This is a genomic window from Serratia sp. X10 (assembly GCF_017811775.1).
Taxonomy (GTDB): domain Bacteria; phylum Pseudomonadota; class Gammaproteobacteria; order Enterobacterales; family Enterobacteriaceae; genus Serratia; species Serratia ureilytica.
This window is the reverse complement of record NZ_JAEIOH010000001.1, coordinates 271,054-294,910: the sequence shown is the minus strand read 5'-3', so window position 1 is coordinate 294,910 and position 23,857 is coordinate 271,054. Positions and strand designations below refer to the sequence as shown.

Here is a 23,857-nt window from a genome sequence, read left to right as displayed (position 1 = left end):
TTACAATTTATTAACCTGCTAACTCTTTTAAATACCAAGTAAAAATCCTGATAACGGAAATTTCTTATATTCAGCAGTTGAATTTCCGAATTGAACACTTGCAGTGTAAGTCCTATTTTACAGAAGATATGCTCCATCGGCTTTCAACAAGGACGTCACCATGAAACTACTTGTCGTGGACGAATGCTGCTTCACCCGGGTCGGTATAGCCAGCTACTTTGCTGATAGTGGGATCACGACGATCAAGTGCTGCCACAGCATTGAATACGCTACATCGCTGTTGGCCAGCTTCCAGCCGAGCCACATTCTGGTGAACCTCAGCAATCAATGCCGCTATAACGAAGCGGACGCGCAACTGCAGGCCTTTATGGAAGCCAGCCAGTCCGCCTTGCTGTTTATTTATCTCGATACACCTTACCCTTACAGCGAAGCGCCAATGCGCATCGCCGATAACGCCTTTCTGTTCAATAAAAGCATTCTGCCGCTCACCTTACGCACGCTGCGCGAGGATCCGCTGGCGCTGGCCGATGACGGCGAAGAGCGTTCCCTGTTCAGCCCGCAGGAGCTGACGGTAATGAAGTATTGGATGGCAGAGATGCCTAACTACCGCATTGCGAAAAAACTGCAGATCAGCTCCCATACGGTCTATGTGCACAAGCGTCACATCACAGAAAAGATCAACGCGCGCAACCGGCTGGAGTTTTACTCGCTGTATAACGTGCTGCGCTATTTCTACCCGCCGAGCACGCCGGCGAATTCAACGCCGCTGGCGCTGTTGGCCGTGTAACCTCAAGCCTGCGATAACGCAGGCTTTTTTATCACCACTTTCCCGCCACTCACGCGCGGCGCGCTATAAATGACGCCGAGAAAAGGACTATAATCAAAGGTCCTTCTCTTCAGGCGGCTGAAATGTTAAACCGAATACTGGCGGCTATCGTCAACAATGTGCGTGAGCATCTGGTGCTGTACCTTTGTCTGTGGCTGGTGCTGCTGGCGTTGGATGTCTATTTCTTCTTCGTCATGTAATCCATGCCGCCGTTATTTCCCCGATTGAGCTTCAGCCGCTTCGGCGAACCCGCCCAGGTGTTGGAATTGCAGCAGACGAGCAGACCGCTGCTGCGCCACGGACAGCGGTTATTGCAGATGCGCTATGCCCCGATCAACCCTTCCGATCTGATCCCGATCCACGGCCAATACGCGCACCGTATCGCCCTTCCTCAGGTGCCGGGATATGAAGGCGTGGGCGTCATCGTCAATCCGCAGAATGGGCATTCAGCGGGCCGACGCGCGCTGGCGGTAGCGGGTAACGGCAGTTGGCAAACGTTCGTCACGCTGCCTGAAGATCGGGTGGTCTGGGTGCCGGACGACATCGACGACGCCTGCGCAGCGCAAATCTATATCAACCCGCTCACCTGCTGGGTGCTGTTGACCCAATGGCTGCCACTCAACGCCGGCGACGTACTGCTGCTCAACGGCGGCGGCTCCGCTGTCAGCCTGCTGCTGGCGCAGCTGACGGCGCTGCGCGGCATTCGTCTGGCGGTCGTGGCGCGCAACGCCGCTCATCGCCAGGCGTTGCTGGCCGCCGGCGCCTGGCGCGTTATCGAAGCGCCGCAGCTGGCGGAAATGACGAATTTTGGCGCCCGTGCGGCCATCGACTGCATCGGTGGTGAAGACGGATTGCAGTTGGCGCGGGCGGTCCGCACCGGCGGCGATTTTGTGGCGCTGGGCCTGCTTAGCGGCCGCCAGGTAGACTGGCGGCGCGTGGTGGACGAGTTAAAGCTGCGCGCTTCGCTGTTCCACTTGCGCAAATGGAACGCACAGGCAGCGCCGGCGCAATGGCAGACGGCGTTTTATCAGTTATTCCAGCTGCTGCGACGCGGCCAGCTGGCGCTGCGCCCACCCGCCGCGATTTATCCTTTGTGTCAGTACGCAGCGGCGCTGCACCACGCCGCCCAGCCCGGCGTGAATGGCAAAATCTTCCTCACTCCGGTGCCGCCGGAGGCTGGCGCGGCGGGCGGCCGTCCCCCAGGATAACCGCCAGCCGATAGCCGCCCTCGGTGGTCTCCAGCGCGATGCGCGCCACGATCGTCAGCGGCACCGACAGCAACATGCCCACCGGGCCGAGCAGCCAGCCCCAGAAGATCAGCGACAGGAACACCACCAGCGTCGACAGCCCCAGCCCGCGTCCCATCACGCGCGGCTCGAGGATATTGCCGATCACCATGTTGACAGCGATAAAGCCGCCCGCCACCACCAGCGCATCACCCAATCCGTTGAACAACAGCGCCTGAATCAGCGGCGGAATGGCGGCCAATACCGAGCCAATGTTGGGAATATAGTTAAGCAGAAATGCCAGCAGCCCCCAGATAAAGGCAAAACGCACGCCGACCGCCGCCAGGAAGATCCAGACGATTACCCCGGTGGCCAGGCTGATGATGGTTTTAATCACCAGATAGCGCGTCACGCCATCCAGCGCCCGCCGCATCGCGGCGAGCCCCTCGTTCGGCTTATCCAGCGCCTGCTGCAGTTTGTAAGGCAGCAACTGCACTTCGAACAGCATAAACACCACGGTCATCAGCAGCAGGAAGACGTTGGTCATGGCGCCAGACAGGTGCCCCAGCATGCGGGTGACCAGATTCATCGCCGCGCTGGGATCGACATACTGCAGCATCGCTTCGCTGGAAAGGCTGATATTGAAACGGTCGGCGTAATGCTGCAGCTCGCGCAGCTTCTCGATCATCATGCCGCGGTACTGCGGCAGCGAACGAGCAAACTCGTTCAGCGAAGCCCCCAGCATGCCGATAAACAGCATCACGACCACGATCACCGCCGTCACCAGCAGCGTCACCCCGACGATACGCGGCACCCGTTTACGCTCCAGCATCGCCACCAGCGGATTCAGCACCATGGCGAGAAATACCGCCAGCAAAAACGGCACCACAATGTCGGCGGCGGCTTTCACCCCGGCCAAAATGATCACCAACATCGCCAGCAGGACGGCCAGACGCAGGCTGCTGTCGGTCACACGGGTTCGGCCCATGACGTTTCCTTGTTATTTCACTGGGTTAACCGGCGCCAGGGCGCCGGCTCTTGGCGCTAATGGTAGCAAAATCCGCCGTTGCACCGCAGGGGATTTAGCGCAACCGTTCGACAAAGTTAATATTTCCGCCCTGCTCTGCGCCGCAATAAATAGGCATAACCTTTGCCAACAAATAATCTCGCTGGGCAACTCACGAGGGGTTTACGTAAAATGACAAAAGCTGACATTAATAGATAATAGCCCCATTTTTCAATGACTAGCATAAACCTCTGGTGAGCGAAATAATATTATCTCCAACGATTTATCTGATTAACTCCGAACATCTCGAACAAATTCACTGACTAATATTTCAAAGTAGTAACATAGTTAAATTTATTATTGATTTTATGTTTCCTAAAGTTTAATTATTGCAGCCAGCCAATCGGTAATCGAAGGAAACAGGATGCTCTGGAAAAATACCGCCGATCGTTTCGGCCATGTGTCAGTGTTGATCCACTGGCTGGTGGCGCTGACGGTGTACGGCATGTTCGCACTCGGCCTGTGGATGGTCACGCTGGGCTATTACGACGTCTGGTACCATCAGGCGCCGGAGATCCACAAAAGCATCGGCACGCTGCTGTTCATCGTGATGGTGATCCGCGTGGTCTGGCGCTTTGTCTCACCGCCGCCCAAACCGCTGGCCAGCTATGGCCGTTTCACTCGCGTCAGCGCCATCCTCGCGCATCTGGCGCTGTACGCCGTGTTGTTCGGCATTCTGATCAGCGGTTATCTGATCTCTACCGCAGACGGCCAACCGATCAGCGTGTTCGGCTGGTTCAACGTGCCCGCCACCGTGACCGGCATGGCGGAACAGGCCGACACCGCCGGCACCATACACCTTTACCTGGCCTGGGCCGTGGTAGTGCTCTCGGTACTGCACGGGCTGGCCGCGCTTAAACATCACTTTATCGATCGTGATGTCACTTTGAAACGGATGCTGGGTAGCAGCGCCGATTAACCTTTGGATTTATGGAGATTGCTATGTTGAAAAAGACCGTATTGGGCCTGACCGCAGGCGCCCTGCTGCTGAGCGCCGGTTCCGCACTGGCGGCAGACTACAAGATCGATAAACAAGGCCAACACGCCTTTATCGAATTCCGCATCCAGCACCTGGGCTACAGCTGGCTGTACGGCAGCTTTAAAGACTTCGACGGCGGCTTCACCTTCGACGAGAAAGATCCGTCCAAGGACAAGGTCAACGTGACCATCAATACCGCCAGCGTCGACACCAACCACGCCGAGCGCGACAAGCACCTGCGCAGCGCAGAGTTCCTCAACGTGGAGAAGAACAAGCAAGCCAAGTTTGAATCCACCGAAGTGAAGAAAAGCGGCGACGGTTACGCGGTGGTCGGCAACCTGACGCTGAACGGCGTCACCAAACCGGTTACGCTCGATGCCAAACTGATTGGCCAGGGCAACGATCCGTGGGGCGGCTACCGCGCCGGCTTTGAAGCCAACGGCAAGATCAAGCTGAAAGATTTCGGCATCACCACCGATCTGGGCCCGGCGTCGCAAGACGTTGAGCTGATCATCTCCGTAGAAGGCGTGCGCGAGAAATAAAAAAAAGCCCGGCTTGGCGGCCGGGCTTGTCGGTTCCTCAGGCTCAGCGGGCTGGGCCTTCTTCTTCCGGTGCCGGAATGTGCATCGTGGTCTGCAACAATCCTTTCGATTTATTGAAAATCTTGACGCCGTTTTCGCGGCCGGCACGGCGCGCGCGCTGCTCTTCGCGCGGCAGCTTCAGCTCTTCGCGGCAAATCTCACTGCAGCATCCTTCAAACTTGGCGGCGCAGCTCGGGCACTGAATGAACAGCAGATGGCAGCCGTCGTTCTTGCAGTTGGTATGGGTATCGCACGGCGCGCCGCACTGGTGGCAGTTGGCGATCACATCGTCGGAGATGCGCTCCCCCATACGCTCATCGAACACGAAGTTTTTGCCGATAAACTTCAGCGGCAACCCCTGTTCTTTCGCTTTGCGGGTGTACTCGATAATCCCGCCTTCCACGTGGTAGATATTTTTAAAGCCGTTGTGCAGCATATAGGCGCTGGCTTTTTCACAGCGAATGCCGCCGGTGCAGTACATGACGATATTCTTGTCTTTGCTGTCCTGCAACATCTCCACCGCCATCGGCAGCTGATCGCGGAAGGTATCCGACGGCACCTCGATGGCGTTTTCGAAATGACCGACTTCGTACTCATAGTGGTTGCGCATATCGACGAATACCGTATTCGGATCGTCGATCATCTGATTGACGCGATCGGCCTGCAGATACTCACCGACGTTGCTCGGATCGAAGCTCTCGTCATCGATGCCGTCAGCCACGATGCGCTCGCGCACCTTGAGGCGCAGCACCCAGAAGGATTTGCCGTCGTCTTCCAGCGCGATATTCAGGCGGACCTGATCCAACGCCGGGTGCGAGGCAAATAGCGCGGCTTTGAACACGTCGAAGTTATGCTGCGGCACGCTGATCTGCGCGTTGATGCCCTCTTTCGCCACGTAGATGCGGCCGAACACCTTCAGTTTTTCGAACTGAACGTACAGGCTGTCGCGAAACGCCTTGGGATCGTCGATGGAGAAGTATTTGTAAAAAGAAACTGTGGTGCGCGGCTCGGTTTCCGCCAGCATGCGCGCCTTCAGTTCCTCATTAGAAATTCGGTTATGTAACACTGGCATGGTGTACTTTCCTGTCTTTCGGGAGGTGACTGAGTTACCGCGCGCAGCCAGCCGGCCCGCGCGCGGCGCACATCATACCCGAAAAACCGCCGCCGCGCAGCCCTGGCGCTCGCGTGCGCATACCTGCATCGCGCGCTCATCCCGGATGCCACCGTAATTTACCTTCCTGATAATGATATCGCCATGGGCTCTTGGCAGGAAATATTGTGGAAAAATTCGGCGCTCGATGCATATTTAACGCCCAAAAAGGGATTTTAATGCGTTGTGTTTTCCCGGATCGCCAGAAAAATGCCACAATAGTCGCAAACAATCGGCAGAAACGAACCTAGCGACCGAGCCCACCCGGCCGTCAGACCATGCTATGACTCTGTCATTACACTTAAACAACCGTATTAAAACAGAGAACCAATGACTCAAGTCCCTACTTTCAATCGCTCCTTATTGCACCCGCGCTACTGGCTGACCTGGGTAGGCATCGGCTTGCTGTATCTGCTGGTGTTGCTGCCTTATCCCGTCATCTACTGGCTCGGCACCTCGATCGGGCGATTTTCCATGCGCTTTCTCAAGCGGCGCGTCGTTATCGCCCAACGTAACCTCGAACTCTGTTTTCCCGACATGCCGCAGGCTGAACGCGATGCGCTGGTGGTAAAGAATTTCGAATCGGTCGGCATGGGGTTGTTTGAAACCGGCATGGCGTGGTTCTGGCCGAACTGGCGCATCGAGCGCTGGTTCAAGGTCAGCGGCCTGGAGCACATTCAAAAAGCGCGCGACAACCATCAGGGCGTGTTGCTGATTGGCCTGCACTTTTTGACGCTGGAGTTGGGCGCGCGCATCTTCGGTATTCACAATCCGGGCATCGGCGTTTACCGCCCGCACGACAACAAGCTGATGGACTGGCTGCAAACCTGGGGCCGGATGCGTTCCAACAAATCGATGCTGGATCGTAAAGACGTCAAAGGCATGATCCGCGCCCTGAAACAGGGCGATATCATCTGGTATGCGCCGGATCACGACTACGGCCCGCGCAGCAGCGTTTTCGTGCCGCTGTTCGCGGTGGATAAAGCCGCCACCACCACCGGCAGCTACGTGCTGGTGCGGATGGGCAAACCGGCGATCATTCCGTTCACCCCGCGTCGCCTGCCGGACGGCAAAGGCTATGAGCTGATCATGCAGCCGGCGGTGGAAAACTTCCCGCTGGACAACGAACTCGACGCCGCCGCCTTTATGAATAAAGTGGTGGAAAAAGAGATCCTGATGGCGCCGGACCAATACATGTGGCTGCACCGCCGCTTCAAGACCCGCCCAGAAGGCGAGCCTTCGCTGTACTGATCACGCAAACCCGCCGCCGGCGGGTTTTTTATTGCGCGCCCCTTGAGAATCGCCGGCGAGGGTGGGATGGTAATGCTTTTGCCGCCACCCTTGGAGCCGCCATGTACATTGTCAGCCTGACCTACCATCGCCCAATCGCCGACGTCGACAGCCACCTTGACGGGCACATCGCCTGGCTTAAGAAATATTTTCAGGACGGCACCTTCGTCGCCTCCGGCCGCAAGAATCCCCGCACCGGCGGCGTGATCCTGGCCAAAGGCATTGAGCGTGCTCGGCTGGACGCCATCCTGGCCGAAGATCCGTTCAACGCCGTGGCCCACTACGAGGTCACCGACTTTAGCGCCACCACCACCGCCGCCGGTTTCGAGGCGCTGGCCGGACTATAAAACGCTGTAAATTCCGCGCGCCAAGCGCGGAATACGGTTTAAACTCTATTTTTAAAACTTTATTTCATTTTTCGCCCTATCTGCGCCCCCTCGTTTGCCGTCGCCGCGCCTGCGGCGCATACTTACCACGCTAACTTTCACGTTTTGCCCATCAGCTCGCCACCGGCAAAACGCGTCACCTTTCGGCAGTGGACATTTATGGCTTCGGCAGCAGAACCCGTTAACTGGAAACGCAATCTTTTCGTCGCCTGGCTGGGATGTTTTCTCACCGGCGCCGCCTTCAGCCTGGTGATGCCGTTTCTGCCGCTGTACGTAGAGACGCTGGGCGTTACCGGCCATCAGGCGCTCAACATGTGGTCCGGTCTGCTGTTCAGCATCACCTTTCTGTTTTCCGCTATCGCCGCCCCGTTCTGGGGCGCCCTGGCCGATCGACGCGGCCGCAAACTGATGCTGCTGCGTTCGGCGCTCGGTATGGCGATCGTCATGGCGCTGATGGGCATGGCGCAAACGGTCTGGCAGTTTCTCGCGCTGCGTGCGGTGCTGGGGCTGCTCGGCGGATTCATTCCCAACGCCAACGCGCTGATCGCCACCCAGGTGCCGCGCAACCGCAGCGGCTGGGCGCTCGGTACCCTGTCCACCGGCGGCGTCGGCGGTGCGCTGGTCGGCCCGCTGATCGGGGGGCTGCTGGCCGATTTATACGGCCTGCGCCCGGTGTTTTATATCACCGCCGCGGTGCTGTTCGTCTGCTTCGTGCTGACGCTGCTGTATGTCAAAGAACAATTCACCCCGGTACAAAAGCGCGACATGTTGCACGTAAAACAGGTGTTCGCTTCGCTGAAAAATCCGAAGCTGGTGCTCAGCCTGTTCGTCACCACCATGATCATCCAGATCGCCACCGGCTCGATCGCGCCGATCCTGACGCTGTATGTGCGCGATTTGGCCGGCGTCACCCACAATCTGGCGTTTATCAGCGGGCTGATCGCCTCGGTGCCCGGCGTCGCGGCATTGATGAGCGCCCCGCGGTTGGGCAAGCTGGGCGATCGCATCGGCCCGGAACGCATACTGGTGTTCATGCTGATCGTCTCGGTGCTGCTGCTGATCCCGATGGCGTTCGTGCAAACGCCGTGGCAACTCGGGGTGCTGCGTTTTCTGCTGGGGGCGGCCGACGGCGCGTTGCTGCCGGCGGTACAGACGCTGTTGATTTATAACTGCACCAATCAGGTGGCCGGCCGTATTTTCAGCTATAACCAGTCGTTCCGCGACGTCGGCAACGTTAGCGGCCCGCTGCTCGGTGCCGCTGTCTCCGCCGGTTACGGTTTTCGCGCAGTCTTCGGCGTCACCGCGCTGGTGGTGCTGTTCAACGCCGGCTATTCCTGGTGGTGTCTGCGACGACGGCCGGGCTATATGCGGGAAGATACGCTGCAGGAAGAGCAATAGCTGCATTTATCGCCAGTTTCCGCCGTTGGCCGGATCAACGGCGCGTTTCCCCTATTTTTAATAATGCTTTCTCGCCGCCGGTGAATTTTCGCCTCACCCAGAACATTATTAATACAACATCTTGTTTATCAACAAATAATTAACTTTCAGCGCATAAAACCCGCTGTCAATCATATTCCTGTCACAACCAACAGAAAAACCAGAAAAGGAGATGCTTGTCGACTTTTCGTCTAAAAAATGGGATACAGGTACTAGACAAAACCAACGACCAGTTATCAAATGGTTAAATAATATCACGCCAGATGTGAACCATCGGCCAAGTGAAGAAAAGGTCAGCACGCTTTCCACGGTTTATCAGCGTTGCAGCCGCGGTTTTGTCGGGTAATCCGCATTGGGCGGATCGCCTTCATTAAATACACATACATACCACAGTACGGGCTGCAGCCTTGCAGCGCCTTTTATTGGGAAATCGTTATGCAATCCTCTGTCAATGAGTCAGAAAGCCGGACCTTCTTCGGCCATCCCTATCCGCTGGGTTCTCTGTTCTTCACCGAAATGTGGGAGCGCTTCTCGTTCTACGGCATTCGTCCGCTGCTGATCCTGTTTATGGCCGCCACGGTGTACGACGGCGGCCTGGGCCTGGCGCGCGAGAACGCGTCGGCGATCGTCGGCATCTTCGCCGGCAGCATGTACCTGGCGGCGCTGCCCGGCGGCTGGCTGGCGGACAACTGGCTCGGCCAACGCAAGGCCGTCTGGTACGGTTCGATTCTGATCGCGCTCGGCCACCTGTCGATCGCGCTGTCCGCAGTGATGGGCACCAACCTGTTCTTCATCGGTCTGATGTTCATCGTGCTCGGTTCCGGCCTGTTCAAGACCTGTATCTCGGTGATGGTCGGCACGCTGTACAAGAAAGGCGATGCGCGTCGCGACGGCGGTTTCTCGCTGTTCTACATGGGCATCAACATCGGTTCGTTCATCGCCCCGCTGATCTCCGGCTGGCTGATCAAGTCACACGGCTGGCACTGGGGCTTCGGCATCGGCGGTATCGGGATGCTGGTGGCGCTGGTGATCTTCCGGGTATTCGCCGTCCCGGCGATGAAACGCTATGACCGCGAAGTGGGCCTGGACTCCACCTGGAACAGCCCGGTCGCGAAGAAAAAAGGCGTCGGCACCTGGTTGCTGGCGTTGACGGCCATCCTGGTAGCGGTCATCGTGCTGATCGCCCAAGGCACTATCGTCATCAATCCGGTCGAGGTGGCCAGCGTGCTGGTGTACGTGATCGCCGCGTCGGTCACGTTGTACTTCATCTATCTGTTCGCCTTTGCCGGCCTGAGCCGCAAAGAGCGCGCACGCCTGCTGGTGTGCTTCATCCTGCTGATCTCCGCCGCCTTCTTCTGGTCAGCGTTTGAACAGAAACCGACCTCGTTTAACCTGTTCGCCAACGATTATACCAATCGCATGATCGGCGACTTCGAGATCCCGGCGGTATGGTTCCAGTCGATCAACGCCCTGTTCATCATCCTGCTGGCGCCGGTCTTCAGCTGGGCCTGGCCTGCGCTGGCGCGCAATAACGTGCGTCCGAGCAGCATCACCAAGTTCGTGATCGGCATCCTGTGCGCCGCCGGCGGTTTTGGCCTGATGATGCTGGCCGCGCAGAATGTGCTGAGCAACGGCGGCGCCGGCGTATCGCCGATGTGGCTGGTGGGCAGCATTCTGATGCTGACGCTGGGTGAACTGTGCCTGAGCCCGATCGGGCTGGCCACCATGACGCTGCTGGCGCCGGAGAGAATGCGCGGTCAGATGATGGGGCTGTGGTTCTGCGCCAGCGCGTTGGGCAACCTGGCGGCCGGTCTGATCGGCGGTCACGTCAAGGCCGACCAACTGGATATGCTGCCGAATCTGTTCGCCCGCTGCTCCGTCGCGTTGCTGATCTGCGCTGCCGTACTTATCGTGCTGATCGTGCCGATTCGCCGCATGCTGGAAAATACCCAGTCCAAGAACGCGCAAAAACCGGCGACTAACGCCTGACGGATAGCCCGTTTTATCTCGCAAACCGGCGCTCGATGCGCCGGTTTTTTTTATGCTTGCCAGGCCTGATGTTGCAATACCACCCGGTAGCCATCAGGATCTTCAAAGGTTTGCCCCGCCCGATCCCAATAAGGATTATAGGCGGCGACCGCTAAGAACCCCGCCGCCCGCATCCGCTCACACGCGGCCCGCCATGCGTTCTCATCCGGCAGATAAAATACCAGCAGATGATCCTGCGTCGGCGCCTGTCCAACCCGCACCCCGCGATGCTGCGTGAACTCCAGATGGTAGGCATGCTGCGGATGCCCGATCATTATGCCGTCGAACCCCTGATGATCGACAAACTCGCCCAGCTTTTCGAAACCCAGCCCGCGGCAATACAGCGTCGCAATCTCTTGCAACCGATCGGTCGGGCGCGCGATGCGCAACACCGCTTTGGCTATCGACATGTACTCTTCCTCCTCATGATAACGTCATACAGCGCCATGCCCGCCAGCATCGCCAGCAGGAACGGCCATACCCGGCTTATCTCCGCCCCGGCCAACACCCAGGCTGGGCCGGGGCAAATACCCGCGATGCCCCAGCCGATGCCGAACAGCGCGCTGCCCGCCAGCAAACGACGATCCAGACGCCCGGCGGCCGGGATCTGCAGCGTTTCCCCCAACAGGCTACGCTCTCGTCGCCTCGCCCACAGGAAGGCCGGCGCCGCCACCGCGATCGCTCCAGCCATCACCAACGCCAGCGAGGGATCCCACGTGCCGGTAACGTCGAGAAACGCCAATACTTTAGCCGGATTGGCCATGCCGGCGACGATCAACCCCAGGCCGAAAATGACGCCGCTCAGCAGCGCCAACAGCGTTTTAAGCATTCTCAACCTCCCGCCAGGTGGCGCATCAACCACACGGTCATAAAGCCCAACAGCATAAACACCGCCGTGGCGGCCAGCGAACGCGGCGCTAACCGTGCGACGCCGCACACGCCGTGCCCGCTGGTGCAACCGCTGCCCAATCGCGTGCCCAATCCCACCAACAGCCCTGCGGCCGCCAGCCCGCCGTTGCCGATCGCGATCTCACCGGACGGCAAAGCCGCAGCGGCAGCATACAGCCAGGGAGAGAGCAGCAACCCGCCAATAAATGCGACGCGCCAGCCGCGCTCCTGGCCACCGGCACTCAATACACCGCCGGTAATGCCGCTGATGCCGGCGATCCGGCCGTTGAACAGCAGCAGCAGCGCCACCGCGCCGCCGATAATGGCCCCGCCCGCCAGCGCGGAATAAGGCGTGAAGTGCTGCCAGTCAATAGTCATCGCGGTTCTCCGGTTGTGGGCAATAAAGCTGATACAGGGTATGGAGCAGCGCCAGCGCTTTGGCATCGGCCACCGCATAGTAAATCTGCTTGCCGGCGCGCCGGGTGGAGACCAACCCTTCCTCCCGCAGCACGCCTAGCTGCTGGGACAGCGTCGGCTGGCGGATATCCAGCGCCTGCGCCAGCTCGCTCACCGCCATCTCGCCCTGACTGAGCCGGCACAGCAGCAGCAGCCGATCTTCGTTGCCCAGGGTGCGCAGCATCGCGCCGGCCTGCGCCGCCGCCTTGCGCATCGCGTCAATATCCATTGCCCCTCCATCAATATATAAAATTATATAATATTATTTTATAGAGTATTCGCACACAAAGCCACAGGCTGGCGTGAAAATGCCTGAGTGAACGATACCGTCATTATTTCCCGCCTCCGCGCCTGCTTCTCCCGCTTTGCGGACAACCATCGTCGCAGAGCGGACAACAAAAAAATTTGCATCCTGCGCCAGTGAGACAACAATTAGTTTTGACGTTTTCCCCCACCGCGCCGGCAGCACGCCGGACGCTTTACTCTCATTGTCAACGGAGGCGAACATGAGCCTGTATGCAACCCTGGAAGAAGCCATCGAGGCCGCACGCGAAGAGTTTCTCGACACCGCCGAAGGCGGCGGCGGTGACGAACCGCCGGTGCCACAGCAGTTCAATCTGCAAAAGTACGTGATGCAGGATGGCGACACGATGTGGCAGGCGGAGTTCTTCGAAGAAGAAGGCGAGGCGGTGGAATGCCTGACGCTGCGCAGCGGTGCGGCGGCGCAGGCGATCTTCGACGGTGACTACGACGAGGTGGAAATCACCGCCGAGTGGATAGACGAAAACACCCTGTACGAATGGGAGGAAGGCGACTTCCAGCTCGAGCCGCCGCTGGATACCGAAGAAGGCCAGGCCGCCGCCGATGAGTGGGATGAACGTTAACCCGCACGACGCTTTGAACGCCAAGGAGGCAGCATGAACATTCGCCAGGCCCGCCCCACCGACTACCCCGCCATTTTGCAGCTGCAGGCGGAAAACGTGCCGGAAGCGCTCGATGAGCGCCAAAAACGGCAGGGATTTATCGTATCGCGCATGAATGAGGCGCAGCTGACGGCGATCAACCGCGGCATCGGCATATGGGTGGCGGAACAGGAAGGCCAACTGGCGGGGTTCGTTTGCCTGATGCCCGCTGACGCGCAGCCGCGGCCGCCGGTGGTGGATGCGATGCTGGCGACGCTCGCCACGCACTCATTCGCCGGACGGCCGCTGCGTGAGCAGCGGGTATTTCTCTACGGCCCGGTCTGCCTCGGCATGGCCTGGCGCGGCAAAGGCGTATTAAAGCGCCTCTACGCCGCAGTCAAAGCGCACACCCGCCATGATTACGACGCGGGCGCACTGTTTATCGACGACGACAATCCGCATTCGTTGGCCGCTCACGTGCAAGGGCTGGGGATGACGGTGCTGGCGCCTTTCCATTGCGGGCAGAAAGGCTATCAGCTGGTGGTGTTCGCCACCCGCTGAACGAAGTTACTCGTAGGGGCCATGCTGCGCATCGAACGGCAGCATAAAGGTGTCCACCACCATCGACAGCGGCACGTCTATCACCGTGACGTAGCGCCAGGGCGTATCGCGCAGATCCCACTGCACGCCGGGATAATACTGATGACCGTGCCCGGCGCCGGGCACGGTGCGGCTGATGATGCTGCCGCAGCCGGTTAGGGCCATCACGCCGGCCGTCACGCAGGCCAGGCGAAAGTAGGAAGAGAGCTTCACGACATTGACTCTGAGAAAGGGGTTGTTTCGCGAGTGAACAACGCATCGGCCGCAGTCTATCACAGTTCCCTTTTTTCACCGGCACCGGCGCGCTCAGGAAAAAGATAAAAAAAACGGGGAACGCGCCGTGCGCATTCCCCGTCTAAGCGTTGCCGTTAAGCGATTAACGCCGGCCCGTTGGGTGCGCCAGCGGGTTGTGCGGCAACTGCTGGTAGTGTTCACGCCAGGCGGCGCCTTCCGGCAGCAGCCAGACGCGCTGGTGCAGACGAGCCAGCGTGACCGGATCGCTCAGCAGTTCCAGGCGCTTGCCCTTCACCAGCTTCTCCGGCCCCAGCTGCAGCGCTTCGTTTACCCGCTCCTCGCGATTGCGATCGAGCGTCGCGCGCAGGTGGTGACGCGCCGTCGCCAGCGCCGTCGCCAACGCGTTGAAGGACGGGTTGACCACCGCGTGCATAAAGCCGTTGGTCAACGCGCGGTTGCGGTTGAGATGCAGGTACTCTTCCGTCGCCAGCAGCTCACGCGGTGGATTGTACTCTTCCGGGATCAGGAACAGCTTGGCGCGTTTGCTTTTCATCCCCAGCGTCGCGCGGCTCGACAGCACCGACACGAACGGCGACAGGATCAGCGAGAACACGATTGGCGACAGCCACCACAGGAAGCGCAGATCCAGCCACGCCATGCCGCCGGCCCACACCAGGCCCAGCAACATCTGCGAGCCATGGCGGCGGAACGCTTCGCCCCACGGCGTGTCGTCGTCGTCACGCTGCGGCGAATTCCACACCACTTCCCAACCGAGGAAGGCGCTCACCACGAACACGGTATGGAACAGCATGCGCACCGGCGCCAACAGCACCGAGAACAGCATTTCCATCAGCATCGAAATGAACAAACGGAACGCGCCGCCGTACTCTTTCGCGCCCTTGGCCCAGATCAGCACGATGCTGAGCAGCTTCGGCAGGAACAGCAGCACCAGCGTGGTGGAGAACAGCGCTATCGCCAGCTCCGGCCGCCACTGCGGCCAGACCGGGAACAGCTGCCGCGGCTGCAGGAAGTATTGCGGCTCCATCAGGGTATGCACCACCTGCAATGCGGTGGAGAGCGCCAGGAACATGAACCACAGCGGCGCCGACAGGTAGGACATCACGCCGGTGAGGAACACCGCACGGTGCACCGGGTGCATGCCCTTCACCAGGAACAGGCGGAAGTTCATCAGGTTGCCGTGGCACCAGCGACGGTCGCGTTTCAGCTCGTCCAGCAGGTTCGGCGGCAGCTCTTCGTAACTGCCCGGCAGATCGTAAGCGATCCACACACCCCAGCCGGCGCGGCGCATCAGCGCCGCTTCAACAAAGTCGTGCGACAAGATAGAACCGGCGAAGGAGCCCTCGCCCGGCAGCGGCGCCAGCGCACAGTGCTCGATAAACGGCTTCACGCGGATGATGGCGTTATGGCCCCAGTAGTGCGACTCGCCCAGCTGCCAGAAATGCAGACCGGCGGTAAACAGCGGCCCGTAAACGCGGGTAGCGAACTGCTGCACGCGCGCGTACAGGGTATCCATGCCGGACGCCTTCGGCGCGGACTGAATGATGCCGGCGTTCGGGTTGGCTTCCATCAGGCGCACCAGCCCGGTGAGGCATTCGCCGCTCATCACGCTGTCGGCATCCAGGATCACCATGTAGCTGTACTCACCGCCCCAGCGACGGCAGAAGTCGTCGATGTTGCCGCTCTTGCGTTTGACGCGGCGGCGGCGACGGCGATAGAAGATGCGGCCGTGGCCGTCGACATCGCGGCACAGCTCCATCCACGCCTTTTGCTCCGCCACGCAGATGTCCGGATCGTAGCTGTCGCTCAACACGTAGATATCGAAGTGTTCCAGCTGACCGGTCGCGGCGACGGACTCATAGGTCGCGCGCAGGCCGGCGAACACGCGTTCGACGTCTTCGTTGCAGATCGGCATGATCAGCGCGGTGCGGTGCGCCGGGTTGATCGGCTCATCGCCCTTGATGGTGGAGGAAATGCTGTATTTGTCCTTGCCGATCAGCAGCTGCAGGAAGCCCATCAGCGCGGTCCAGAAACCGGCCGAGACCCAGCAGAACAGCACGGCGAACAGGATCAGAATGCCGGTTTGCAGCACATACGGCAGCAGCTGCAGCACCGACTGCATCAGATCCTGATCCAGCATGGCGATAGGATCGATCAGCGCCCAGCCCTGGTAAGGCAAGATGGTTTTCATATACCAGGTGGCGATGCCGGTTTGCACCAGCATCAGCACCAGCAGCACATAGCGGCGCATGGAGCCAACGGTACGCCAGCGGTTCTCGGCCTCGGCCTCCTCTTTGGTGGCGTGCCGATTGTGCGGCGACCGCCCCAGCAGAGAATCCCAGAAGCGCGCCACCGGGTTGGTGCGCCAGGCTTCCGGGAACATGGTGGTGCGTTTGATCGGCGGCGTCGCCTTCAGAATGGCGCGCCCTTCGGCGTCGGTATCGAAGTCGTCATCGCTGACCGCATCCGGCCAGGCGCTTTCGATACGCGGTTTGACCGAGGCCAGCGCCACGTCATCCGCCGACAGGCTATTGACGTTGGCGTCGGCGGCGCCCATCTGCCGATGGAGCGCCTCCAGAGCCTGAGCGTCATCCGCCGTTTTAGGGGTAAGCGCCTCCGACCGCTCGGCGGTCAGAGGCAGCGCCGCAAGATAATCCTGGGCGGGTTGAGTAGGCTTATTCATTGGCAGGTAGCTGATAGCTCCAGGTTTCCGACAGTGTCTTATCGCCATTGACCAGCGCCGCGCGCATTTCTACCGGCTTCTTGTCGTCTTTCACTTTCAGACGCACCGTCAGGCGCCAGCCTTTGGTCACTGGGTTATAGCGGACGTTGTTTTCTACCATTTCACCGTTGTCGCCGATGCTGATCTGAGAAGCGACCGGCGTATTGGCGTCCAGCGCTTTCAGCACCGGGCCGACGAAATCGACCAGGAAGGCGACGCTGCCGTCAGGCTCGCGGATCAGGTTGGACTGCTTCACGTCACCGGTAGAACGCATGGTCCGCGCCACATAGGCGATGTCTTGCGAATGCAGTTTGTCTTCATCGCGGGTGAAGTTCAGACGGTAGCTCAGCGTCAGCGGTTTTTTAGCTTCCGGCAAGGTATCCGGCGTCCAGAACGCGACGATGTTGTCGTTGGTTTCATCCGCCGTTGGGATCTCCACCAGCTCGACCTTGCCTTTGCCCCAGTCGCCTTTCGGTTCGATCCAGGCGCTCGGGCGCAGATCGTAACGATCGTCCAGATCTTCGTACTCTTTGAAGTTGCGACCGCGCTGCAGCAGACCGAAGCCTTTCGGATTCTCAACGGTATAGGTGCTGACGGACAGGTGTTTAGGATTGTTCAGCGGACGCCAGATCCACTCGCCGTTGCCGGCATGGATAGACAGACCGTTGGAATCGTGCAGCGCCGGGCGGTAGTTCAGCGTCGGCGACGGCTGGTTCGGCCCGAACAGGAACATGCTGGTCAGCGGCGCCAGGCCCAATTTGCCCACCTTGTCGCGCAGGAACACTTTAGACTCGACGTCCACGGTGGTGTCACGGCCCGGGATCACCGTGAAACGGTAAGCGCCGGTGGCGCGCGGGGAATCCAGCAGCGCGTAGATCACCAGGTGTTTGTCGCCCTGCTTCGGACGCTCAACCCAGAATTCGCGGAAACGCGGGAACTCTTCGCCGGAAGGCAAAGCGGTATCGATAGCCAGGCCACGAGCGGAAAGCCCGTAAACCTGCCCTTTACCCACCACGCGGAAATAGCTCGCGCCCAGCAGGCTCATAATCTCATCGTTTTTGTCGGCGCTGTTGATCGGGTAGAGCACCTTGAAGCCGGCAAAGCCGAGGTTCTTCACCGATTCAGGATCGTGTTTGACCGAGCCGAAGTTAAAGTAATCCGGGCTGTACTTGATCTGTTTTACGCTGGTAGAGGTGACTTCGTTGATTTTCACCGGCGTATCGAAATACATCCCCTGATGATAAAACTCAAGCTTGAAAGGGGTTTTCAGCTTGCTCCAATAGGCTTTATCGTGATTGAACTGAATCTGCTGATAGTCTGCGAACTTCATCTCGCGGAACTGAGAAGGAAGGTTGCTCTTCGGGGCTTCGAAACCTTTCGCAGCCAGATCCTGCGCCTGCTTGGCCACATCATCAATAGAAAAGGCCCATGCCGGCGAACTGAACAGCGTGAACAATACGGTAGCACCTAACCAACGAACGCTCGCGGCGCGTGGTTGTCCGGATAATATATTAACTAGCACATCCCCCCCTATTCGTGTGCTCAAATCATTTAAATCCATATTAATGGATTACTCAGCTTTCCGACAACATGATAAATGGATGGTTCATGTTTACGGCTCATTGTTTAAGCAGCTGATGGAGCACCAGCGTAGCAAGCCGCGCAACAAGACGCTATGGAAAAATGCGAGGGGCTATAGTAGGGTTCCGGATAACAATTTAACGTTTGACGACTTATTAAGCGTGTTAATGAGCACCCGATTAAATCACCAGCGGTAATCTATGACTAAAGGCAGCAAACAGCGCGAGTTTTTCCTCGATTCGATCCGAGCCTATTTGATGCTGCTCGGCATTCCGTTTCACCTTTCCCTGATTTATTCCAGCCACGCCTGGGCGGTGAACAGCGCGTCGCCCTCCTTCTCGCTTACGGTGCTGAACGACTTCATCCACGCCTTCCGCATGCAGGTGTTCTTCGTAATTTCCGGCTACTTCTCCTACATGCTCTACGAGCGTTACGAGCGCCACCAATGGCTGAAGGTCAGGCTGGAGCGGGTGGCGATCCCGCTGTTGAGCTCCATCCCGCTAATTACGGTGCCGCAATTTTTCATGCTGAAATATTTCACCGATAAATTAAACGGCTGGGACGAGTTTTCTCTCTATCAGAAAATAAATGTAACAGTTTGGGAATTGGTGTCTCATCTGTGGTTCTTATTGACCCTGTCATTGTTAACCTTCGCCTGCTTTTATCTGTTCCGCAAAATCAAGCGTCAAACCCACGGGTCTATTCCAGCGTTAATAAACAGAATGCGTGGATTAGGAAACATCTCACTGTGTTTCTTTATTTATGCGGTATGCTATTCGGCCGCGCACCGTATTATTTTAATTTTCGCACCGCAGCTATTATCCAATGGCCTGTTCAATTTCGTGGTGATGGAGACGATGTTCTACCTGCCGTTCTTCATCCTCGGCGCCTATGCGTTTAAGTATGTGTGGCTTAAAGAGATTTTTCTGCGCCGTTCGCCGCTGGCGCTGCTCGGCTCGCTGCTGCTGTTTATCGCATATATGCTGAACCAGAAACTGTTGGCGCACAGCAGCTATATGTTCGAGCTGGAAGTGGTGATCAAAACCCTAATGGGGATCCTGATGACCAATGTGGTGTTCTCTTTCGGGCATAACCTGCTGAATTATCACTCGCCGCGCATCACCTATCTGGTCAACGCCTCGCTGTTTATATATCTGGTGCACCATCCGTTGACCCTGATATATGGCGCTTTCGTGACGCCTTATATCGGCAACAACCTGTTGGGGTTCTTGCTGGGCCTGCTGTTTGTGTTCTCGCTGGCCTTCGCTTTATATGAGCTGCACAAACGCATCCCGGTGCTGCGCTTCCTGTTCTCCGGCAAGCCGCAATAAGGTCTTACGCCATTTCTGGGTGATGAATTATCGCCCAGAAATTAACCGCATCAATGTTATGCTCCCTTCCATTACCGCTGCGGCATCGGCAGCACCCTGAGCATTTTCCTAATATTAATCCTAATCCCTGGGACGCATTGCAAAACGGCAACTGCCTGTTACGCTCACTATTGATACTTATAAATTAGTTACGTTACTTTCTGGGCAAGGTACACATATGAGAGAAGCATGGGTCGATTATGCAAAAGGGATCGGCATCATTCTCGTGGTTTTCGGCCACGTCAACCGCGGTCTATACAGCGCAGGCATTCAACTTCCCGGCTCGTTCTATCAACTGACAGACAGCGTTATCTACAGCTTCCATATGCCGCTGTTTTTCTTCCTTTCAGGTTTGTTTTTTACGCAGTCGCTGGAGAGAAAGGGCAAAACTCGCTTCGTCATCAGCAAGATCGATACCATCGTCTACCCCTATGTGATCTGGTCGCTGCTGCAAGGCTTGGTGGAAGTCTTATTGTCACGTTACACCAATAATCCTTCGAGCCTCGGCGATGTCCTGGCGCTGTTTACGCATCCTCGCGCGCAGTTTTGGTTCTTGTATGCCTTGTTTATGGTCTTTGTGTTAGCAACTTTACTGTATAGCAAAGATGCATACCGTTATCTTCTGCCGGTGTTGATCGTCATCAGCATGGGGCTGTATCTCTACCAAGATAACCTCACCAAAGCCTTCCATTTCGATTACATCACCCGGTTCTTGATCTTCTTCCTGCTTGGCGCTTTGGCCGTTCGTTACGCTTCTCACATCGCCAATCTGGGCTTTGGCTCGCTGTTGGCTTCCCTGTTCGCGTTTATCGCGCTGCAATGGGGATTCCACGGCTATTCCGGCTTGCTGTATACCGATGCAGGAAGTTTCTCCCTGATACTGGCGGTTGAAGCCATCTTCTTCATCGTCACCCTATCGGTTATGTTGGCTAAAACGAAGCTTTCCTGGCTGCGCCGACTCGGTGAATTGAGCATGGTGATCTATTTGATGCATATCCTCGCCACCAGCGGTTTACGCATCATACTGACCAAGTTTCTGCACGTCAGCAATTGGCCGGCGCATGCGATCCTCGGCACACTGGTTGGCTTGAGCGCGCCCATTATCGCTTATCTGCTGATACAGCGCCTGCATCTCAATTTTCTGTTGGAGCGTCCTCGCTTCAATAGCCGTCTGCAAAAAGAAAAAATCTCCTGAGGGCGGTTCCGCCGCCCCTGCCCGCTGTTCCTGACACTATACTTGATGGCGCAACCTGCCGGTTGCGTCTTCTTCCCCATGTCACACAGAGCACACATTGTTCAGCTTGACGTCGTCCGTTAAGGCAAAGTGATACGGCGGCATAGATAACCTGGCCGTTATAACTGCAATGCATAAGTAGAAATCCGGATCCCTGCCTTACGGTAGTGATTGGGCTCAACCCCCGAAGGGCTGCGCGATCGCTTGATTGATTCGATGGCGTTACCTGTCTCTCCCTTCCGTCACGACAGAGAGGATTTTGAATGACCGATAAAAATACACAGGCTCAGGAAGCCGTAGCGGAAAACGCCACCCTGCTGAAGATCCTCAGCAGGTTGCTATCCGCGCTGGATGCTTCGATCAGCGGTAAAGAACGCAGCGTTTTGGTCGCTGAGCTCTCCAACTTCAATCTCGACGGCATTTCCGAAGCGGAACGCAAACTGGCCACCGAGCTGATCAAACGCTCGCTGGAATCGCTCGACCATTAACCCTACCGCGCCTGCAAACCATTAAGCCTGCCTGCGCGGGCTTAATGGTTTTTCCCGCCGAGCAAACCCGGCATTGTTGCCAAAACCGAAATACAGTAGCCTGATAATGTTGGATAAAAGGCAGAATTTCACCTCTTCCCCTCACTTTCTTAGTTTAATCGCACCAAAGGGTAATAATTGATCGATTGTTTTCGCAATCAGCCTTGGCGTTTTACCCACTAAACACGTTATCATCGAAACACGCGCAGTGCCCCCTATCCCCCAGCCTCAGGAGAACGATATTTTGGATGCCAGCACCATTAACAGCTTGTTCGTCATCGGTGCCGTGCTGGTGGGGGCAAGCATTCTGCTCAGCTCATTTTCTTCCCGGCTCGGCATTCCGATCCTGGTGATCTTCCTGGCGATCGGTATGCTGGCCGGCGTTGACGGCCCCGGCGGCATCGTCTTCAGCAATTACCCGGTCGCTTATCTGGTCAGCAACCTCGCGTTGGCGGTGATCCTGCTCGACGGCGGCATGCGCACCCGGGTCAGCTCGTTCCGCGTGGCGCTGTGGCCGGCACTGTCTCTCGCCACCGTCGGCGTGGTGATCACCGCCGGCCTGACCGGCATGGCCGCCGCCTGGCTGTTCAATCTCGATCTGCTGCAGGGGTTGCTGATCGGTGCCATCATCGGTTCTACCGACGCCGCCGCGGTATTTTCGCTGCTGGGCGGCAAAGGGCTGAACGAACGCGTCAGCGCCACGCTGGAGATCGAGTCCGGCAGCAACGATCCTATGGCGGTATTTCTCACCATCACGCTGATTGCGATGATCGCCGCCGGGGAAACCGCGCTGAGCTGGACCTTCCCGCTGCATCTGATGCAGCAGTTCGGCATGGGCATCGTCTTCGGTCTCGGCGGCGGCTGGCTGCTGCTGACGCTGATTAACCACATCAAGCTGGCGGACGGCCTCTACCCACTGCTGGCGGTGAGCGGCGGCATTCTTATTTTCGCGCTGACCACCGCGTTGGACGGCAGCGGCATTCTGGCGGTGTACCTGTGCGGCCTGCTGCTGGGCAACCGTCCAATTCGCAACCGTCACGGCATCGTGCAAACCTTCGATGGACTGGCATGGCTCAGCCAGATCGGCATGTTCCTGGTGCTCGGCCTGCTGCTCAACCCGCATGAGCTGCTGCCGATCGCCATCCCTGCCCTGCTGCTGTCGCTGTGGATGATCCTGTTCGCACGCCCACTGTCGGTGTTTATCGGCCTACTGCCGTTCCGCAGCTTTACCCTGCGCGAACGCGGCTTTATTTCCTGGGTTGGCCTGCGCGGCGCGGTACCGGTGATCCTGGCGGTGTTCCCGATGATGGCCGGGCTGCCCAACGCCCAGCTGTTCTTTAACGTGGCGTTCTTCGTGGTGCTGGTCTCCCTGCTGCTGCAAGGCACCACGCTGTCGTTCGCCGCCAAAAAGGCCAAGGTGATCGTGCCACCGGCGCTGACGCCGATCTCCCGCGTTGGGCTGGACGTGCACCCGGAAAACCAGTGGGAACAGTTTGTGTATCAGCTTTCGGCGGAAAACTGGTGCGTCGGCGCCGCGCTGCGCGAGCTGAAAATGCCACCCAATACCCGCATCGCCGCCCTGTTCCGCGGCAAAGAGCTGCTGCACCCTAGCGGCAGTACCCGGCTGCGCGAGAACGATATCCTGTGCGTTATCGGCCATGAGCACGATCTGCCGATCCTCGGCAAACTGTTTAGCCAAGCGCCGGCCGTGACGCTCGACGAACGCTTCTTCGGCGACTTTATCCTGCAATCCGACGCCCGTTTAAGCGACATCTCGCAGGTTTATGGCCTCAATCTGCAAGACGATGTCGACGAGCAACAGACGCTGGGGCAGTTCGTCATTCAGCTGATCGGCGGTGAACCGGTGATCGGCGACCAGGTGGAATGGGACGGCCTGACCTGGACCATTGCCGAAATGGAGGGCAATCAGGTCAGCAAGATAGGCGTCAGGATCGTGACCGACTAACGCGGCCGCGCTATCAGATGAGGGAACTTCTGGCCTTAAGAACGTTCTTAATCACTATCATGATGTATGAAGTACGGCGTCGCTGAATTATATCCGTTTGATATAAAAACAATTTAACAGCGGCGCCAACGGGGATTAGGGATGTGAACGGCAAGACTCGATTTCTTTCGGTGATGATGATTATGGCGCTGGGCGTAGCGGCGCTCGATCTCAGCATCGCCGGTTTGGTCCATAGACTTTTAATTGGATAATTTCAACGTGACGCAGCGGGAACAAGAAAAAGACATTCTGGGGAAAATACTGGTGACGGTGTCCGCACTTTGCCTGATTCTGGTGGCGGCATTCCTCATCTGGGGATTCATGCTGGATTGATACCGAGGACGCTCAGAG

General features: G+C 58.0%; 25 protein-coding genes. 16 read left to right on the top strand and 9 right to left on the bottom strand.

Annotation, left to right across the window (positions count from 1 at the left end):
• Positions 1-160: 160 nt before the first annotated feature.
• The 3 genes from J9788_RS01465 to J9788_RS01455 all read left to right on the top strand — a co-directional run bounded on the left by J9788_RS01465 (position 161) and on the right by J9788_RS01455 (position 2,034).
• On the top strand, positions 161-787 hold the full coding sequence (locus J9788_RS01465; protein WP_089191509.1) for a LuxR C-terminal-related transcriptional regulator: 627 nt from the start codon (positions 161-163) through the stop codon (positions 785-787).
• Positions 788-909: 122 nt separating this feature from the next.
• On the top strand, positions 910-1,026 hold the full coding sequence (locus J9788_RS01460; protein ID WP_004927822.1) for a DUF2770 family protein: 117 nt from the start codon (positions 910-912) through the stop codon (positions 1,024-1,026).
• A gap of 3 nt (positions 1,027-1,029) precedes the next feature.
• Complete coding sequence (locus J9788_RS01455; RefSeq protein WP_182264707.1) at positions 1,030-2,034, top strand: zinc-dependent alcohol dehydrogenase family protein; 1,005 nt, start codon at positions 1,030-1,032, stop codon at positions 2,032-2,034.
• Here J9788_RS01455 and J9788_RS01450 read toward each other — a convergent pair.
• A complete protein-coding gene (locus J9788_RS01450) occupies positions 1,982-3,040 on the bottom strand; it encodes an AI-2E family transporter (protein WP_089191506.1) in 1,059 nt (352 codons plus the stop codon). The genes J9788_RS01455 and J9788_RS01450 overlap by 53 nt on opposite strands.
• A 442-nt stretch (positions 3,041-3,482) precedes the next feature.
• Between J9788_RS01450 and J9788_RS01445 the strand changes: the two genes are divergently transcribed.
• Entirely contained in the window at positions 3,483-4,037 is a 555-nt protein-coding gene (locus tag J9788_RS01445) for a cytochrome b (RefSeq protein WP_046899255.1), read from the top strand.
• Positions 4,038-4,060: 23 nt separating this feature from the next.
• Positions 4,061-4,639 carry a YceI family protein gene (locus J9788_RS01440; RefSeq protein ID WP_016928208.1) on the top strand — a complete coding sequence of 193 codons (579 nt, stop codon included), beginning with the start codon at positions 4,061-4,063 and terminating at the stop codon, positions 4,637-4,639.
• A gap of 43 nt (positions 4,640-4,682) precedes the next feature.
• Here J9788_RS01440 and J9788_RS01435 read toward each other — a convergent pair whose 3' ends face one another.
• The gene (locus J9788_RS01435; RefSeq protein ID WP_182264708.1) at positions 4,683-5,750 is read right to left on the bottom strand and encodes a rhodanese-related sulfurtransferase; all 1,068 of its coding nucleotides are present in this window, start codon (positions 5,748-5,750) and stop codon (positions 4,683-4,685) included.
• A 408-nt stretch (positions 5,751-6,158) separates the two neighbouring features.
• Here J9788_RS01435 and J9788_RS01430 point away from each other — a divergent pair, with 408 nt between their 5' ends.
• The 4 genes from J9788_RS01430 to J9788_RS01415 all read left to right on the top strand — a co-directional run bounded on the left by J9788_RS01430 (position 6,159) and on the right by J9788_RS01415 (position 10,930).
• The gene (locus tag J9788_RS01430; protein ID WP_025159951.1) at positions 6,159-7,079 is read left to right on the top strand and encodes a Kdo(2)-lipid IV(A) acyltransferase; all 921 of its coding nucleotides are present in this window, start codon (positions 6,159-6,161) and stop codon (positions 7,077-7,079) included.
• Positions 7,080-7,180: 101 nt separating this feature from the next.
• Positions 7,181-7,465 (top strand): YciI family protein, encoded by a 285-nt coding sequence (locus tag J9788_RS01425; RefSeq protein ID WP_033642669.1) that lies wholly within the window; start codon positions 7,181-7,183, stop codon positions 7,463-7,465.
• A 198-nt stretch (positions 7,466-7,663) separates the two neighbouring features.
• The gene (mdtG, locus tag J9788_RS01420; protein ID WP_182264709.1) at positions 7,664-8,902 is read left to right on the top strand and encodes a multidrug efflux MFS transporter MdtG; all 1,239 of its coding nucleotides are present in this window, start codon (positions 7,664-7,666) and stop codon (positions 8,900-8,902) included.
• A 474-nt stretch (positions 8,903-9,376) separates the two neighbouring features.
• Positions 9,377-10,930, top strand: coding sequence for a peptide MFS transporter (locus J9788_RS01415; RefSeq protein ID WP_182264710.1), 1,554 nt, complete (start codon positions 9,377-9,379; stop codon positions 10,928-10,930).
• 50 nt (positions 10,931-10,980) lie between these two features.
• On the opposite strand, the gene J9788_RS01410 is transcribed toward J9788_RS01415, so the two are convergent.
• The 4 genes from J9788_RS01410 to J9788_RS01395 are packed head-to-tail and all read right to left on the bottom strand — an operon-like array spanning position 10,981 to position 12,542.
• Positions 10,981-11,379 carry a VOC family protein gene (locus tag J9788_RS01410; RefSeq protein ID WP_182264711.1) on the bottom strand — a complete coding sequence of 133 codons (399 nt, stop codon included), beginning with the start codon at positions 11,377-11,379 and terminating at the stop codon, positions 10,981-10,983.
• Positions 11,370-11,798: a YeeE/YedE family protein gene (locus J9788_RS01405; protein WP_182264712.1), complete on the bottom strand. Its 429-nt coding sequence runs from the start codon at positions 11,796-11,798 to the stop codon at positions 11,370-11,372. The genes J9788_RS01410 and J9788_RS01405 overlap by 10 nt, the downstream gene beginning before the upstream one ends.
• A gap of 2 nt (positions 11,799-11,800) precedes the next feature.
• Positions 11,801-12,235 (bottom strand): YeeE/YedE family protein, encoded by a 435-nt coding sequence (locus J9788_RS01400; protein WP_046899250.1) that lies wholly within the window; start codon positions 12,233-12,235, stop codon positions 11,801-11,803.
• Positions 12,225-12,542, bottom strand: coding sequence for a helix-turn-helix transcriptional regulator (locus J9788_RS01395; RefSeq protein ID WP_046899249.1), 318 nt, complete (start codon positions 12,540-12,542; stop codon positions 12,225-12,227). Before J9788_RS01395 ends, J9788_RS01400 begins: the two co-directional genes overlap by 11 nt.
• A 277-nt stretch (positions 12,543-12,819) precedes the next feature.
• Here J9788_RS01395 and J9788_RS01390 point away from each other — a divergent pair, with 277 nt between their 5' ends.
• Both J9788_RS01390 and J9788_RS01385 read left to right on the top strand, forming a co-directional pair.
• Positions 12,820-13,197 (top strand): MysB family protein, encoded by a 378-nt coding sequence (locus tag J9788_RS01390; protein ID WP_015377419.1) that lies wholly within the window; start codon positions 12,820-12,822, stop codon positions 13,195-13,197.
• Between the two features lie 33 nt (positions 13,198-13,230).
• Positions 13,231-13,776 (top strand): GNAT family N-acetyltransferase, encoded by a 546-nt coding sequence (locus J9788_RS01385; RefSeq protein ID WP_182264713.1) that lies wholly within the window; start codon positions 13,231-13,233, stop codon positions 13,774-13,776.
• A gap of 6 nt (positions 13,777-13,782) precedes the next feature.
• Here the strand turns inward: J9788_RS01385 and J9788_RS01380 are convergent, their stop codons facing one another.
• The 3 genes from J9788_RS01380 to mdoG form a co-directional block, all read right to left on the bottom strand.
• A complete protein-coding gene (locus J9788_RS01380) occupies positions 13,783-14,028 on the bottom strand; it encodes a YceK/YidQ family lipoprotein (RefSeq protein ID WP_033642658.1) in 246 nt (81 codons plus the stop codon).
• A gap of 163 nt (positions 14,029-14,191) precedes the next feature.
• On the bottom strand, positions 14,192-16,750 hold the full coding sequence (gene mdoH / locus J9788_RS01375; RefSeq protein ID WP_033650723.1) for a glucans biosynthesis glucosyltransferase MdoH: 2,559 nt from the start codon (positions 16,748-16,750) through the stop codon (positions 14,192-14,194).
• Positions 16,743-18,311, bottom strand: a complete 1,569-nt coding sequence (gene mdoG / locus J9788_RS01370; RefSeq protein ID WP_169539530.1) for a glucans biosynthesis protein MdoG — start codon at positions 18,309-18,311, stop codon at positions 16,743-16,745. The genes mdoH and mdoG overlap by 8 nt, the downstream gene beginning before the upstream one ends.
• 259 nt (positions 18,312-18,570) lie before the next feature.
• Here mdoG and mdoC point away from each other — a divergent pair, with 259 nt between their 5' ends.
• The 5 genes from mdoC to J9788_RS25155 all read left to right on the top strand — a co-directional run bounded on the left by mdoC (position 18,571) and on the right by J9788_RS25155 (position 23,839).
• Positions 18,571-19,701: a glucans biosynthesis protein MdoC gene (gene mdoC / locus J9788_RS01365; protein ID WP_046899246.1), complete on the top strand. Its 1,131-nt coding sequence runs from the start codon at positions 18,571-18,573 to the stop codon at positions 19,699-19,701.
• A gap of 217 nt (positions 19,702-19,918) precedes the next feature.
• A complete protein-coding gene (locus J9788_RS01360) occupies positions 19,919-20,935 on the top strand; it encodes an acyltransferase (protein ID WP_164106098.1) in 1,017 nt (338 codons plus the stop codon).
• Positions 20,936-21,237: 302 nt separating this feature from the next.
• Entirely contained in the window at positions 21,238-21,462 is a 225-nt protein-coding gene (locus J9788_RS01355; RefSeq protein WP_033642653.1) for a hypothetical protein, read from the top strand.
• 283 nt (positions 21,463-21,745) lie between these two features.
• Entirely contained in the window at positions 21,746-23,467 is a 1,722-nt protein-coding gene (locus J9788_RS01350) for a potassium/proton antiporter (RefSeq protein WP_004927894.1), read from the top strand.
• A gap of 243 nt (positions 23,468-23,710) precedes the next feature.
• Positions 23,711-23,839, top strand: coding sequence for a hypothetical protein (locus tag J9788_RS25155; RefSeq protein ID WP_033642652.1), 129 nt, complete (start codon positions 23,711-23,713; stop codon positions 23,837-23,839).
• Positions 23,840-23,857: the final 18 nt, after the last annotated feature.